The organism is Gemmatimonadota bacterium (assembly GCA_026706345.1).
Lineage (GTDB): Bacteria > JAAXHH01 > JAAXHH01 > JAAXHH01 > JAAXHH01 > JAAXHH01.
The window spans coordinates 1-16,193 of sequence record JAPOYX010000265.1; the positions used below are offsets into that span (position 1 = coordinate 1).

Sequence of the window (16,193 nt, forward strand, 5' to 3'; positions counted from 1 at the left end):
GCCAATCCCCCATGGCCCGCGGGCGTGCCGCCTCCATCGCGGCCAGTTCTTCCGCGGAAGGTCCACTGGCACAGCCGGTACCCATCCACGAGGGAGCGGCGACCAGAAGACAGAGCGCCAGGACCGAATACGTGATACTCCATCTTTTCATTATAGCACTCCTTTCACATTGCGTTTCTCATCCGGCACCAGGCGGCGAGTATATGGACGCCTTCTCCGGCCTCAACTTACATTTAATATGCATAAGTCAATTCAGCACATCCACAGTTAAAATTCCGAATTCGGCGGCCAAAGTAAAGTAATAAGTCATTCTTCCGGCATAAGGTCCAGTCTCATCCTCGCGAGCTGGGCCTCCTCGGTATCGGGAAATTCACCAGTTACCCGTTCCAGGTAGGATCTTGCCTCGGACAGTTCCGCTCTGGCCACCTTGATAAAAGCGATCTTCAACAGGGTGGCCGGCACCTTGTTTCCATCCGGATGCGCGTTCAACAGCATCTCGTAAGCGTCGAGCGCCTGAGTGTACAGGCTCTGCGTGTAGTAGCAGTCGCCGATATAGTACTGCGCGTCGTCTGCCAGGTCCGAGTCCGGGAAGTATTCGATGTACTGGGTAAACTGCCGGACCGCCACGTCATAATTGCCCCGCTGGTAATCCCTCAACCCCAGGTCGTACAGTTCGCCCGGATCGAAGGACCCGGACGCCAGCGCGGAAGTATCCGGCCTTTCCGTTGCGCTCAACTGGACTTGTATGCGCTCCAGCCTGCGCACCAGGGCCGAAAACTGACGGTCGCTTTCCGTAATGCGCGTCGTAAGGATCTGCAACCGGTTTTCCAGGCCGCTGATCCGCTGTCCCATGTCCGCCCGCATGCGCAACATCTCATCCGTCTGGTCCCGCACGAGGGCTTCCAACCTCCCGATGTGGACCTTCAGCGAGTCTATGTCCTCCCGAAGGGCGACCTCCTCGCGCATGACCTGCAACTGGGCCCGCAGATGCGTCGTGTCGTTCTTCAGGTTGGTCAAGTCGGACTGGACACCACATGCGCTTGTAACGACCAGGGCGCAGACCGCCGGCAGCATGCCCCGGCCGAGGTGTTTCAAGGTCCTTTCTTTCATTTCTCCTCTATTCACGCCGGTTTCATTCGGGCCTGGGTCCCCAGCCTGGTTGCCGGTTGTTGCCCTCGGTGATGACGGGATGAACATCGCCGCCGTTCCAGTACATCCGGTAGATATGGTACTCTCCCTTGCGGATCCGGTCGGAACCGAAGAGAATGTGCAGTCCGTCTGGGGACCAGGCCGGATTCACGTTGTCCCCTTCCGGTCCGCGGACACCCGTGAGCTTCACGATGTTCCGACCGTTGACATCGCAGGTGTAGATATTAAAGACCCGTTGGGAGCCTCCCCGCCTTCCCGGCGCCAGATCACCGCCCACGAAAGCGATGCGGTCACCCCGGGGCGACCACGCGGGCGATCCGTTGTAACCGCCTTCGAAGGTGATGCGATGATCGTTCGAGCCATCTATATTAATAACGTACAGGTGCTTCTGTGTCAATCGGTCCGACATGTATACCACCTGGTCGCCCCGGGGTGACCAGGACGGTGAAACGTTGATCCCGTAACCGGTCGCCAGCGGGATCAGTTCGCTTCCGTCCAACGTGCTGATGAAAAGCTTGGAAATCCCCTTCGTGACCAGGCCCACGATCAAGTGGCGGCCGTCCGGCGACCAGCGTGGCGACAGCACCGTTCTCCCCTTGAAAGAGACCTTGCTGGTTTCCCCGTTCTGCAGGTCGAGTAGATACAACTCGTGGGGCCCGTCCCTGTAGGAGGTGTAGGCGATCCTGGTGCCGTCCGGGGACCAGGTCGGCGAGTATTTCCGTGCGCCGTCCCGGGTCAGCTGCCGGACGTTGAAGCCGTCGTAGTCCGATATGTACAGTTCCGGGGCGCCGCTGCGCTGGGAGATAAAGACGACACGAGTCTGAGCGATGCCTCGATCCCCGGTCAACTGGAACACGATATCGTCGGCCATGAGATGCACGATCCTTCTCAGGGTCAGGTCGAAGGCGGCGTACCCCTTTTCCAGGATCGTCCGCCGGGTGCCCACGTCGGTAAGGCGCACGGAGATTTCCACCTGAGATCCTGAAACCTCGTACGTTCCCGACACCATGACCTGCACGGACAACTTGCGAAGCAGCTCGAGGTCCACTTCCCCGGCGGCGTCCAGGAACACGTAGGCGGTGTCGCCGGCGCTGTCCGTCAGAACCGGGGAGCCAGCGTCCGCTCCGGTCCGGGCCGGAATGGAAAGGTCCCGCACGGCAAATACGCCGGAGAACGACAGGTCCCGCATGAGCACCTGGTTGACGGTGTCCTGCACGGCGGCGTCGAAGGCCGTTCCGTCCCGGGGGGCAAAGGGCTTGAAGGCGATCGGTATGCGGGGGGAGACGCGGGCCTGCACACTGAGATTGACCTCGTCCTGGGCCGACACGGAGTTCGCGCCGAGCAGGGGCAGGACGAAAGCCATCACCAGAATCCTCAACGGCCGGACAAACCGCTGTTTTCTCATTATTTCAGGCTTTCCGTGCTGGAAGCCAAATATGGCCTCGGGCCTGGTACTGCGTGCATTCGCGCCTGCTTCACAATGCGTATTGGAACGCGAAATGCACGCCCAGGTAGGATTTCCTGTAACCTTCCGGCAGCGGCGGCAGCGGATCGGCCGCGTTCAACGCCCGTTGCGCCGCCAGGTCGAAGACCGGGTTGGAAGACGAACGCTCCATGACGACGTTGGAAATCCGGCCCGACCGCGTGACGCGAAAATAGATGACGGTTTCCAGGTGCGTTACGCCGAGCATTCTGGGCACGTTGAAATGCTGTTGTATCTTCCGCTGTATCGCGCCGAGGTAGTACGGGAATTCGAAGTTCCGCTCGTCCAGGCGGATGCCCGGGGAATCGGTTTCAAAGGACTGCGGCGTTTCCGGTCCCGGGTCCGGTTCTTCAGAGACCAGGCGCGGCGTCCTTTCAAGCGCCAGAGCCGCCTCCTCCTGCGGCACGGCGGCCTCCTTCCGCGAGACGACTTCGTACGCCTCGTCTATCATGGGCGGACGTCGAATCGGCGGGCTCTCGGCCAGCGTTACGAGATCGACCCGGTAGACCTGCTGGTCCAGCGATGACGCCGTCGTGGACCACCAGGTATTCAAACCGATCAACCCGGCGATAATCGCGAAATGCAGCAATCCGGAAGCCCAGATCATGCGTGTCATTATCGTGACGGTCTCAGACTGGTCGCCAGTCCTATCTGCGTTACGCCGTGCTCCTTGAGTTTATCGAGCACGGCAATGACGGTGCCGTAGGGCACCCGCTCGTCCCCACGGATAAACACCGGTTTATCCTGCTGATCCTCGAATATCTCCCTGAACACTCCGTCGAACTGGCCGATCGAGAGCAGGCGGTCTTCCAGGTACAGCGACCCCTCGCTCGTTATCGTGATGACGAGGCCCTCGGCAAGATCCGGCGCGGCCGCGCTCGCCCTGGGGAGGTCCACCTGGACTCCGCTCTGGATCATGGGCGTGGTGATCATGAAGATGATCAGGAGCACGGTCATGACGTCGACCAGCGCCGTTACGTTGATTTCCGAAAGGGCGCGGGGCGAACCCGCGCTATTGAAATCAAACGAGTTCATGGCGTCCCCGCAACTGGAGGATGTTCAGGACCGCGGTGGCCAGATCTTCAAGTTCCAGGCCCAGGTCTCTCGACCGCTGCACGAAGTAGTTGTACGCCACCATGGCCGGGATGGCCACGGCCAGGCCCGCGATCGTCGTGATCAGGGCTTCCGCGATACCGGGCGCCACGACCACGATGTTGGTGGAGCCCTTGGTACTGATGTCCAGAAAAGCGGTCATGACGCCCCATACCGTTCCGAACAGGCCGAGAAACGGGCACACGCTTCCCGCCGTGGCCAGTATGGGCAGTCGTTGCTCGAACCGGGCCAGTTCCCGGTGGGCGGCCAGCCGGAGGTCGCGATAGACGGATTCCATCAGGTCCTGGCCGATTTTCTTCGACCGGTCCGCATGGTCTTCGTTGCCGCCTGAAGGGGAGAGAGCCGACTTGTGCTTCTCGTATACCTCGCGGAAGACGACGGCGGCGGGACTGCAGGGCCACTTCGAAGCGACGGTATAAACCTGGTCGTAGTCGCGCTGGGACTGAAAGAAAGCAAGGAAATGCCGGGACTGCGCCTGGGCCCGGCGGAAGTACCGCCAGCGCTCCGCCATAATCGCCCATGAAACGATAGAGAAGATCAGGAGGACGATGATAACGGACTTGGCGACGGTGCCCGAATCCAGAATCAGATTCAGGATACTGACTTCGGATGACAAAGCGCTTTCTTATCCTTTCGACCGATCTCGTGTCCCTTCCCGGCGGCCTGAAAGTAAGAGCCGGGCAGGATGCGTGTCAAGCACTATGGGAGCCCGGATATTGCCGGTTCCTATGCCCTGATCAGCGCGACTTCAACGGCCAGGTTCGGATGTCCGTCGATCAGCTCGAGGGCTTCGGCGATGCGATGCACGGGGAATACATGGGTCAGCAGGGGACGCAGTCTGACCGCGCCGATGCCGACGAGTTTCAACCCCCGTTCCACCAAATGGGAGGTTTCAAACGGCTGTTCCCGTCCCATGATCAGTTGCAGCGATCGTTCCGACCATTCCCGCATTTCGATGGATACGGGGTTTGCCACGGGTTTGAGAACGACCAGCTTTCCGCCCGGCCGCAGCATCGCCGCACATTGGAAAAAGGAAATCTCGTTGCCGGCGCATTCGAGACAAACATCCACGCCCCGGCCGCCGGTCTGGTCCATGACGCGCCGATGGGCGTCTTCCGTGGAGACATTGATCACGGTGTCCGCGCCCGCGTCCCGCGCGCGCTGCAGACGCGTCGCGTGCAGGTCCGCCGCGATTACAGCCGTCGCGCCCGATATGCGCGCGATCTGCGTACTCAGCAGACCGGTGGTCCCCGTACCGCTGATGAAAACCGACCGGTCTTTCACCTGGGCGCGTTCCAACCCGTTCAGGACCGTCGGCATCAGGGCGGCTATGGCGCCCTCTTCAAAACTGATGCCGACCGGCAACTTTACGACGTGGTACGCGGGCACGCTGTGGTATTCGGGAAAACCGCCGTCGGTATGGCAGGCGACGACCCGGTCGCCCGGGACGAGCGCCTCCACGCGCTCCCCGGCTTTCTCGATGATTCCCGTGAAACACCGGCTCAACGACACGTGGCGGCCGTTGGCGGCCGGTACCGGCTTAGCGTCGGCATCGGCGATGCCCCGGCGAGACAGGACACACGCCCGTGCCTTGAGCAGCACTTCCACGTCGTTGCAGGAAGGCACGGGCCCGCTGGATACCTCGGGATTGCCAACCGTATCCAGCGTCAGTTTCTGCATGGCGGCCTCTTCGTCGTACAAGATGCGACCCGGCTCCGGCGCTTGATGACCGGGGAACCCGGGAGGCAGGGTGCTCGTTCACCCCGCCGCGAACCGGCCGGGTCTCCGGCTACCAGTATTCCTCGAAGTGTATATTCCCCTTGTCCCTTCGATGATCCGCCTTGAAGCCACGGGACTCGAGCAGCTCGACCATGCCGGTGGGCGAGGGGTAGGACTTGTCGCCTTCTCTGGTGTAATTGGGCACGCCGATCATGTCCGGGTTTCCACAGATATACACGTGGGTCCTGTCCGGGGCCAGGACGATACCGGTCCTCTCTTCCAGTTCTCCGGTCTTTACGAGGTCTTGTATATACACCTTGCGGTTGAGGTTGTGCGCCTCCCGCGTGGTCAGCGTGATGTAATGGTAGTTCGAATGAAGCCGCTCCAGCCGCTCGTTGGTATCCTGGTAACCCAGGTCCCGGGCGTATCGGACGCAGACCACCGATATGATGTCGGGCCTGTGGCCGTTCCGCAGCAGATCGGCGATCATGCAGTTGTGGGGCGCCTCTCCGGTGCCCGTCGCGGCGAAGATGACCTGGTCTTCCGGCCCCATGTGTTCCAGGGTGTAATGGCCCGTCACCTTGGGCCCCATCCAGAGCCGGTCGCCTTCCTTCAGCATCCACAGCCTGGGCGTGAGGGAAGGATCCTGGCCCTCTTCGCCGTCACGGGCCACGAGCGTAATGTAGAACTCGTAGTAATCCATGTCCCCCGGTTCCAGCAATTGGGCGGGATCGTCCTCGTACATGGGAAAGGACATGGAGTAGGCGCGGCGGACGAGCTTCGTCTTGAGGTTCTCGTTTACATCCTCGTTATGGGCCGGATCGTTGGTGGGCTCCCAGTCGCCCAGGCCGAGGGTCGTGTACTGCCCGGGCTTGTACGGCGGGAGTTCGTCGTCCGGTTTCACCCGGATGATCCACAGTTCGGGGTTCAGCTCATGGATTTCGGTAAGTGTGGCGTTATAATGTTGCTCCCTTAAGGCCCTGATCTCTTCTGACGTATGCATGTATACCTGCCGTGTCTCCGTGTATGGGCCATGGTGAATCAACGGGGGATATGCCGACCGCCAGGCCGCGGTTTATGGAGTATCCTGGAAATCGGCGCCTAAAAATCGGCGCCGATCGTAAAGAAGAACTGGGTATCGTTCAGCGCGTTCCTCAGACGGTAGGAACGCGTACCCGGGAACTCGGATTCCAGTCCCCGGGGCACGTTGGGGAGGGCTTCGTTGTTGTACCACGACGGCCGCCTTCCCAGGTCGAATTGGCGGGCGACATCGAACTTCAGGATCAGGAAGCCGACGCGCGCCCGGGCACCGATTCCATAGGCCACGGCGATTGGGCCTCCCGCCAGCTCTTCCATCGTACCGGGTCCCAGTCCATTGCTCCGGACGAGCCTGCCGTCGACGAATTCACCCACGTTTGGGTAGCCCGCGTACTGGTTGGCCTGCACGGCGCTGGTGTTCTGGTCCCACGCGCTTCCCGCGTCCACGAACAGCGAACCCCGGATCTGCTGGAAGGCGAGCGGAAGCGGCCAGCCCATGGCCAGCACTTCGATCAGTGGAAACCGGAATTCCGCGTTGACCATCGCGACCTTGCTCCCCCAGACGGACCAGTAGTTGGCGCCACGAAAGTCATAGGGGCCTCCGAAGGGATAGAGTTCCTGGTCGCGCCCCTCGCTGGCCAGCCCGAACAGGCGGAAGGCGAAAGCGTAGCGTTGCAACACGTTGAAGTACGTACGGTAGTCGATGAAGGCGCGTGTAAACTCCAATTCACCGAAGGTCGGCGTCACTTCCACGCGGCCCCGGGCACCGGCGATCGGACCGGTGACGCCATAGAGGGTGTGATCGGTGACCAAGGCGACGTTGGGTTGAATGAAATTCACACTGCCGAGGTTCCCGCGCCGGGTTCGGCGAATACCGAAGTAATTGAAGCTCACATCTACCAGTTCACGTGTCCTGTGCACCCCCTGGACGCCCAGTTCTATGCGGCTGAACTGGCTGAAAGGCCGGCTTACGAAGAGATGAACGCCGCGGTTGATCTGGGTCGTCACCTGGGTAAGGATGGGGCTCTGGTAGTTGTAAAACAGGTCGTAACTGTACTGAAACGCCGCAACGCTCCAATTGACGCGCCGGGTCAGGTTGGTATACTGGAGCAGCAAGTTCGCATCGGTCAGGGATCCGAAAACGTTGGCGCCGACAAGAATCTTGTGATTGTTCAGGATATCGCTGAAGGACAGGAGAGAACTGCCCACCAGACCGACGTTCGTGGCGTAACCGGCATTCCCGCCGATATAATCGAGGCCGAAACGGGGGGAGTACTTCTTCTTCTTGAACGTGCCGTCGATCCAGGCGGTCGTATCCGGCAGTTCGCCCCCCGGTCCGATACCGCGCGTGACGGGTCCGAAAGGAAATTCCGGTTCCTGAAGGAGTTCGGTACTTCTCGTTTCCTCGGGCATCTCGTCCGGTGCCGTCGCTTCCGGGACGGACGTCGTATCGGGAGGCGCCGTAAGTACGGTCCGGACGGTGGATACTTTCTCCCGCTCCGGTTCTGAAGTCGATTGCCCGGTCCGCCCGGTCCGCCCGGTCCGCCCGGTCCCGGGCGCCGCGTCCGCCGAAGGGGACAGGGTATCGGCGGCCGCCACGGCGGTGTCCGGCGAAGACCCGTCGCCAGCCCCAGCCGCAGGGTTTTCTTCGGAAGGTTCGGTTCTCAGGGGCGGGGCGAGTTGCTGCGCCACCGGTGACGCTCCGGGCGTCGCGGCCCGTGCGTGATCATAGGGCTCCTTCATCAACGACACCGGGTCGGTGATGGCGAACAGGTCGAATCCGCCCCAGGACAGGGAGGAAAAGACCAGGCGGTCCGCCTTCTGCGCCCAGGTGATGGCGGGACCGGCGGCCGTAACGTTGGTCACACCGGTCAGGATATTGGTAATCTGGTAGGTCTCCCTGGACTTCATGTCCCAGATGAAGATGTTGGAAATGCCGGTGCGGTCCGATATGAAGGCGATCTTCTCGCCATCGGCCGACCACTGCGGCGAAATGCTCTTGCCGATCTGATCGGGGATCTTTTCGACCTCTCCCGTGGCCAGGTCGTACAGCGCCAGTTGCTGATAGCCGAAAGTAAGCGTTCGGAAATTCGTTACTTCGCCCCGGTCCGTGGAAAAGGCGATCTTCTTGCCGTCCGGCGACCACACGGGATCCCGGTCGGTGTACCGGTCCCGGGTCAGCGCCTTCAGATTGCTCCCCGTGGCGTCCACCACGTACAGGTCCGACTGTCCGCCCTGGAGACCGACGAAGACCAGCTTCTTCCCGTCGGGCGACCAGCTCGGCGACGTGGCCCCGTCCAGGTCGACTTTGATACGCCTGACCACCTTTCGCCTCTTGACGTCCATGACATACAGGGCGTCCCGCGCCCCCACTTTGGCCGGAAAGGCGATGTACTGCTCATCGGGCGACCACGAAATGGACGTGGAAAAAAACCGGAGGGACTCGAAATCGGCGGAGCGTTCGCCTTCGACGAGCTTGGAAATGACTTCGCCGTTAATGGCGGAGGCCAGGTAGATGTCGTTGTAAAGACTCTTGTTGGAGATGAATACCAGCTTGTCGCCCCGCGGCGAAATCGCCGGAGCGAGGTGCAGACCCGCCCGGGATTCCCGGACGTCGGTCAGCTGGCGGGCAAAGGCCTGCGGCTTGTCGTAATCCTTGATCTGCGGAAGGTAGGTCTTGCGCACATGCTCGTTCCATTCGTCGGACAGCTTCTCGATATCCTTGCCTATGGAGGAACGAAAGGCCTCGTTTACGTTCCGCATGCGGCCCGTCTTGCGGAGGATCTCACCGATCTTGCGGTCACCGTACCGGTCGCCGATGTAGGCGAAAAGGGCCTGGCCGAACCGGTATACGCCGAAGCTGTAGTCCATGGACGGTATGGTCGGGGGGAGGTAGCCCTGCAGCGCGGCGTCCCGAAGCCACATATGGGTATACGCGTCGATCCCGCCCAGGGACAGGTATTCCGCCATGCCTTCCATGAACCAGAGCGGTGCGACGAAGGCCATGGGGTTCAGGATGGACACCCCCGGACCAGCGCCGTAGAGCACGTCTCCCTGGAAGGCGTGAACGAGCTCGTGGGTGAGCACGTGTTCCAGTTCCGCGTACGAACCGGTAAAGGGAAGCAATATCCGGTTCTTGTTGAACTCCGTCACGCCGCCGGTGCCTTCGCTTATGAATCCGGGCAGGACGTTGGTCTGCTGGAAGTCGGTGTGGGAGGCGTAGAAGATGATGGGGACCTTGTCGCTGAACCGGTGCTGGAGTATGCGGCTCAGACGGTTGTACGACCGCTCGGCCATCCTGGCGGCATCGTAGGCGGCTTCTTCTTCCCCCTGGTAGTAGTAGATCTCGAAGTGGGGCGTCGATATGATCTCCCACTTGAAGTCGCGGTACTGGACCTTGTTCCGACCGAAGTAGTCTCCCTGCGCGAGTGCTACCGTCGGCGTGGCCAGCAGGCACAAGACCGCCAGCATACATCTGAACCGATGTGGCATCCGGAGTCTCCTTGAAGATAGACCCATCTTACCGATCGGCTTTCCCCGTGTCAAGCCAATATGGGCCATTCGCGTACCCGTGCCGCGGACTGCCTGGTGGACATCCGGGCCACGTCTATACTTGATTGCACGAAAAACCGCCGACTTGGTTTCGATTTAATGAAGATCGCGATCTATGACCCGGGAGACTGGAAGGCGGGTTCCCGTTAGACTCTCGAAGGCGGGTTCCTATTCCCGGAAACCGGGTAAATGAAGACGGCGGACCCGGAGCAGGCCCGCCGTCATATCCGACCGCCAATGCGCGACGCAGTTTGGAAAAACTTCCGGGCGGGTTCCGTCAGAACCGTACGGCCACGCCCGCGGAAAGCAGACGACCGATTTCCGGGGCGCCGACGAAGGCGCGGTACTTCGTGTTCAGCAGGTTGCCGGCCTCCACGCTGAAGGTGATCGCGGAGAACTCGTAGGCGGCGTTGGCGTCCACCACGGCGTAGGAATCCACTGGGCCCGCGTATACGCCGTCCAGCATCGGGAAGGAGCCGCGGTAGCTGACCTTGCCGCCCAGGGTCAAAGGCATCGACGAGGGGCGGAACGTCACGCCTCCACTGAACTTGTGCTTCGGGGAATTCAAAGGGACGTCGCCGAGGTTCTCCACGTTCTCGAACAGGTTCCGGTGTATATACGAGTAGCTGCCCGTGATATGCCACGAACGGGTGGGGAACCAGGAGAACCCCAGGTCGGCGCCGTAGACCGTGACGTCGCCGAAATTCCGGTAGGTCAGGGCCACCGCCGTGGGGTCGGAGGCCCGCTCGGGCGTTATGGTGCCGAAGGGAATCATCGCGGTGCCTTCCGCGATCTGGGCAATGTACCGGTCGACCTCGTCCCTGTAGTCGCCGTTCCCGTTGCCGCCGAAAGCGGCCGTATCGAGAAACCTGATCAGGGTGGCCAACTGTACGTTCGCGGGGTCCGCCAGATAGTCGGCGATGCCCTGGCTCAAGGCGCTCCGGAGGGAAGCTTCGTCGATAAACACCGAGGGCGTGAAGATCCAGAGCGGCAGGGTGTAGTCGTTCATCTGCGTTCGGTAGAAATCGGCCGCGAGGACCAGCTTGTTCCGGACGATGCCCTTGTATCCGAACTCGAGCGTCTGCGTGATGGTCGGCCGTATCTTGTCGATGTCCTGGACCGCCGAGACGTCGTACGGATCGAAATCCTGTGTTTCCGGGTTGAGCAGCCTCAGGGAGTTTGTCAGACCGTGGAGATTCTCGGGTATGACGCCGGTGAACTGGGCTGCCAGTTCGGGGGTTACCAGGCCGCCGCTGTCGTTACCCAGTTGCGTGATCAACTCCTCTACCACGAGTTCCCTGGCCGCACTCCAAAGCATGTCGTTGGCCGCCGGATCATCGAGACGGAGGTAGGTATCCCTGGAGAGCCCCGCCACGGTGGCGAAGGGCGACCGGTACATGGGCCGGCCGGTCTCGTCGCGTCGGAAGGTAAAGGGATTGCGCGCGCCGTACGACCGGATATCGATGGTGTTGTCCGGTCCCAGGCCCAATCCACCGAAAAGTCCGCCGAAACCGAACGCGTCGGTAACCGCCCTGATATCCAGCGACAAGGTGGTTACCGTGGGTGTGTTGAACGCCCTGTTGTAGGTGACCCTGAACGTGTTTTCCGGACTGGGCTTCATGACGACCGCCGCACGCGGCGAGAATACCGGGTTGTCCAGCCTGCTGTGCCGGTCCAGGCGGCCGGCGAGCATCAGGCTCACCTGGTCGGTGAACCGGGTCTCGCTCTGGAGGTAGACCCCGTATTCGTCGGTGTCGTCATCGTCTTCGTACGCACCGTGAATAGTTCCTTCCGTACGCGGACGGGTCAGCAGCAGGTCCACGCCGTAAACGAACTGCTGACGCCGGCCGATGTCCGAGGTGTTCTGCAACTGCATCACGGTCAGCGACGACTTGTCCACCACGTCGTCGCCGGTGCGGAGCAACTGGGTAGCCCCCGCGTCGCTCTTGTTGTAGAAAAACTGGCCGAACCAGCCCTTGTACAACATCCGGCCCTGGAGGTAACCATACACCCAGTCCCTGCCCTGTGCCGACCCCTGGCCCGTCATCTGGATGCTGGAACTCTTGGAATACCCCGCCGAACCGATGAACGTCAGCTCCTCCGATGGACGGACGTCGACCCTGATCTCTCCGTACTGGCCCCCGACGTCGAGATTGCGCGGCACGACCTCGGCGGGATCGTGGTGTTCCCAGTCCCGCGCCTTCAGATACTTGCCCGAAATCTTGAGTCCGATCATGTCGTTGACGCTGCTGGCATGGCGGAAGGACGCCTTCCGCAGATTCCGTTCGCCCCCGGAGAGGGACACGAAGTTGCCTTCCGATCCGAAAGGGGACCGGGAAATGATGTGCATCACGCCGTTGGAGCTGTTGGGACCGTAGAGCGCCGAACCGGGACCGCGGACGATCTCTATCCGTTCGATGTCCTCGCTGGTGATGGGAATGATGTGGAAGGAATTGATCCGCAGCGACGGAATCCGCGCGAGCCTGTTGTCCACCATCGTGAGCAGGAGGCCCGACAGCACTTTGTTGAAGCCGCGGATCACCGTGCTGGCCTGTACGATGCCCGTCTTCGCGTGGTCCACGCCGCTGAGAGTCTTGATGTGTTCGTCGACGGACAGCGCCTGGGAATCCCGGATATCCTTCATCTCGACCACTTCGACGGATGCCGGGGCGTCCAGCGCTTTTTCCTGCTTGCGGGAAGCGGATACCACGACCTGCTGGCCCACGAGCGCCGAGGCGGCAAGGCTGAAATCCCTTACCGTACGCTCGCCGGCCCTGATGGCGACACGGGCGGCGGTTACCGTCTCGTAACCCAGAAAGGAAACGGTGACTTCGTATTCGCCGGCGGGAAGGCCATCTACCTGGTACATCCCCCGGTCATCGCTCGTCGTGCCCCGCAACGCTGCGATCGCGGGGCCTTTGACCACGATGTTGGCTCCGAAGAGACCTTCCCCTGCCTCCGATACCACCTTTCCGGTGAGACTGCCCGGATTCTGTGCCGATGCCGGGAGTACGCAGAGCAACAGGGAAAGAAAAACGGCAACCCGTCGCATTCAGGTCTCCTTCCCGCGGGAATCACCTGCGGGTGTGCCGGTTCGCGTGGCTTCGTTTATGATTGGGAACGCGACTTCAAATCCGTTCCGGAGCGCTTGATCGGTCTTTCGCCAGATTGATATAAGTATATGCGAAAACACGACTTTGTCAAGCTGTTTGTCTCCCTCCAGTCCGTCAGAAACGCACCGCGAGGCCCGCCATGACCAGGCGTCCGATCATCGGCGCCCCGACGAACGCCTGGTACTCCTTGTTGAGCAGATTGCTGGCCTCCACGCTGAACGTGACCTTCGCGAATTCATAGGCAGCGCTCACGTCCACGACGGTATGGGATTCCACGTCGCCGACGTAGACGCCGTCGGCCATTTCAAAAGCACCGCGGTAGCGCATGCGGGCGCCGAGGTTGAGCGGCAGGCCAGACGGCTTCAGGCCGATCGCCAGGGACAGCTTGTGCTTTGGCGCGTTCAGGGGAATGTCGTCGATGCCGTCCACGTTCTCGAACAGGTTCTCGCTGATGAAGGAATAGCTACCCGACAGGTTCCAGGTATCGCTGGGATAATAGGAAAACCCGATGTCCGTGCCGTAGTACGAAACTTCGCCGAAGTTGCGGTAGGTCAGCATCACGGCATTGGGGTCGGAGGCCTCCTCCGGGGTCACCGTGCCGTAGGGAATCGCGGCCGCCGTGCTCACGAATATTCCCGTCAGTTCGTCCACCGGCGAGCCATTTCCGTTGCCTCCCACACCCGCGGCCGGATCGTCGATCGCCGCGAGCGCCCCGGCCAGTTGCGCGTTCTCCGGAAGCGCCAGTTGCTGCGCGATGCCGGCTCCAAGGGCCGTGGCCAAGGGACCGGGATCCAGGAACACGTTGGGGGTCACGATGTGTATGGAACTGATGAAATCGTGAATCTTGTTCCGGTAGAAGTCCGCGGTCAGCACCAGCTTGTTGCCGACGACGCCTTTGTAACCCACCTCAAACGTCTCGGTAATGGACGGTCTCATCGGGTCGACGTCCCTGACCACCGCCGGATCGACCGGAATGAAAGGCTCATCTTCCGGTCCCGCTCCCGTGTCCAGTACACCCAGTGAGTTCGTGAGCCCCGGCAGCGCGGACGGGATGACGCCCGGGAAAGCGGCGGCCAGTTGCGCCGCCTGCTGGGCCGCCAGCGGCGCGGCATTCTGAGCCGGAATCCCGAGCGAAATCAAATACTGCGTGATGAGGGGGACCGCCAGCTCTTGGAGCTGCGGCGTAAGCTGCGCCAGCACGGCTCCGCGGGCCACGCCCCAGAGGAGATTGGTGCTGGCCGGATCGTTCATGGGGAGATATGCGTCCACGGGCAGGCCCGCCACGGGGGCGAAGGGCGACCGGTACATGGGCAGGCCGTTGTCTCCGCGCCGGAACGTGAACTGCGAGTTGACGCCCTGCGTGCGCAGGTCGATGGTGCGGTCCGGACCCAGGCCCAGGGCGCCGAAGTTCATTCCCAGGTCGAACGGATCTGAGCTTGCGATCAGGTCGAGAAAGTAGTGCACGGAACTCGGCGTGCCGAACGCCCGGTTGTACGTCAGCCTGAGCGTACTCTCCGGCGAAGGCTTGATAACCAGGGCCGCCCGGGGCGAGAATACCGGGTCCTCGATCTTGCTGTGCTCGTCCAGCCGGCCGGCCAGCATCAGGCTGACCTGGTCGTTCAGATTCGTTTCGCTTTGAATGTAGAGTCCGTATTCGTCCAGATTGTCCCGGTCTTCGAATTGACCGTGGGTCGTATTCCCGGTGTTGGGCCGGGTCAGCAATACGTCCGCGCCATAGGTGAACTGCTGCCGGTCACCCAGCCCGAAGTTGTGCTGAAGCTGCATGACGGTCAGCCTCGAGGTATCCACGATCGGCTGGGTGGTCCGGAGGAGCTTGGTATCGCCCGCGTCGTTCATGTTGAGAAAGATCTGCGCGAACCATCCCTTGTACTGCGAGCGGGCCTGAAAGAACCGGGTAGACCAGTCGACGGCCTGGGCCGCGCCCTGCCCGGTCATCTGGATGGCCTTGATCCGGGAATACCCCGCCGATCCGATGATGGACAGGTCGTCGGTCGGACGCAGGTCGATCCGGACTTCTCCGAGCAGGCGTTCGTTGTCGTTATCCCGCGGGATGACCTCCGCCGGGTCTTCGTATTCCCATTCCCGGGCCTTCGAGTACTCGCCCGAAACCTTGAACCCTATTTTGCCGTCGACGCTGCTGGCGTGCCGGAAGGTCGCCTTGCGCAGACTGCGTTCGCCGCCGTACAGGGAAAACGCGTTGCCCTCCGAACCGATGGGCGACCGGGTCACGATGTGCATGACCCCATTGGCGCTGTTGGGACCGTAAAGGGCGGAGCCCGGCCCGCGGACGACCTCGATGCGCTGGATATCCTCGCTTGTGAGGGGAATGGCACTGCCCATGTTGAGTCGGAGCGAGGCGATGCGCGCGATCCGATTGTCCACCATCTGCAGGAGGGAACCGGTGAACGTGCGGTTGAAGCCCCGGATTACGGTGGAGCTCTGGGAAACGCCGACCTTGGCCTGGTCCACGCCGCTCAGGTCCTTGATGTAATCGGTTACCGACAGGGAAGGCCGGTTCATGATCTCGTCCAGCTCCACAACGGACACAGAAGCCGGTGCGTCGAGCAGCTTCTCCTGTTTGCGCGACGCGGAAACCACGACCTCCTGGCCGATCAGCGTCGTGGCGGCCAGGTCGATGTCGAGCCTCGTGGTCTCGGCGCTGCGGATCCCAACGCCAGCCGTGGTGACCGATTCGTAGCCGAGAAAGGACACGGTGACCTCGTAGTCGCCCGGCGGCAGGCCGTCGATGCGGTACGTCCCGTCGCCTCCGGCCGTCGTTCCCCGCAATGCTTCGATCGCGGTCCCCCTGACGACGATGTTGGCGCCGGGCAACGCCGTTCCGTCTTCGGCGGCCACACTGCCTGCCAGGCCGCCGGTTTCCTGGGCGGCCGCGGGTCCTATGCTGAACAGTACGAGCAGAATCACGCTTGCGATTCGCATGATGAGAACCTCCTCACGAGATCCGGTTGTGATTGAAGACCATTGGTGCGGGTCTGTGATTTTTG

The 16,193-nt window shown here is 61.7% G+C and carries 10 protein-coding genes; all 10 read right to left on the reverse strand.

The window, feature by feature from the left end; genetic code table 11:
* Positions 1-306: 306 nt before the first annotated feature.
* On the reverse strand, positions 307-1,110 hold the full coding sequence (gene ybgF / locus OXG98_18230; GenBank protein MCY3773948.1) for a tol-pal system protein YbgF: 804 nt from the start codon (positions 1,108-1,110) through the stop codon (positions 307-309).
* Between the two features lie 22 nt (positions 1,111-1,132).
* Positions 1,133-2,512, reverse strand: coding sequence for a hypothetical protein (locus OXG98_18235; protein MCY3773949.1), 1,380 nt, complete (start codon positions 2,510-2,512; stop codon positions 1,133-1,135).
* A 112-nt stretch (positions 2,513-2,624) separates the two neighbouring features.
* Positions 2,625-3,248: an energy transducer TonB gene (locus OXG98_18240; protein MCY3773950.1), complete on the reverse strand. Its 624-nt coding sequence runs from the start codon at positions 3,246-3,248 to the stop codon at positions 2,625-2,627.
* A complete protein-coding gene (locus OXG98_18245) occupies positions 3,248-3,667 on the reverse strand; it encodes a biopolymer transporter ExbD (GenBank protein ID MCY3773951.1) in 420 nt (139 codons plus the stop codon). Before OXG98_18245 ends, OXG98_18240 begins: the two co-directional genes overlap by 1 nt.
* Positions 3,654-4,361 (reverse strand): MotA/TolQ/ExbB proton channel family protein, encoded by a 708-nt coding sequence (locus OXG98_18250; GenBank protein MCY3773952.1) that lies wholly within the window; start codon positions 4,359-4,361, stop codon positions 3,654-3,656. Before OXG98_18250 ends, OXG98_18245 begins: the two co-directional genes overlap by 14 nt.
* A gap of 110 nt (positions 4,362-4,471) precedes the next feature.
* Positions 4,472-5,446 carry a zinc-binding dehydrogenase gene (locus OXG98_18255; protein MCY3773953.1) on the reverse strand — a complete coding sequence of 325 codons (975 nt, stop codon included), beginning with the start codon at positions 5,444-5,446 and terminating at the stop codon, positions 4,472-4,474.
* An 88-nt stretch (positions 5,447-5,534) separates the two neighbouring features.
* Positions 5,535-6,467: a ferredoxin--NADP reductase gene (locus OXG98_18260; protein MCY3773954.1), complete on the reverse strand. Its 933-nt coding sequence runs from the start codon at positions 6,465-6,467 to the stop codon at positions 5,535-5,537.
* A gap of 98 nt (positions 6,468-6,565) precedes the next feature.
* Positions 6,566-9,994, reverse strand: coding sequence for a DPP IV N-terminal domain-containing protein (locus OXG98_18265; GenBank protein ID MCY3773955.1), 3,429 nt, complete (start codon positions 9,992-9,994; stop codon positions 6,566-6,568).
* A gap of 337 nt (positions 9,995-10,331) precedes the next feature.
* Positions 10,332-13,106, reverse strand: a complete 2,775-nt coding sequence (locus OXG98_18270; protein ID MCY3773956.1) for a TonB-dependent receptor — start codon at positions 13,104-13,106, stop codon at positions 10,332-10,334.
* Between the two features lie 175 nt (positions 13,107-13,281).
* Positions 13,282-16,128, reverse strand: a complete 2,847-nt coding sequence (locus OXG98_18275; protein MCY3773957.1) for a TonB-dependent receptor — start codon at positions 16,126-16,128, stop codon at positions 13,282-13,284.
* Positions 16,129-16,193 lie beyond the last annotated feature (65 nt).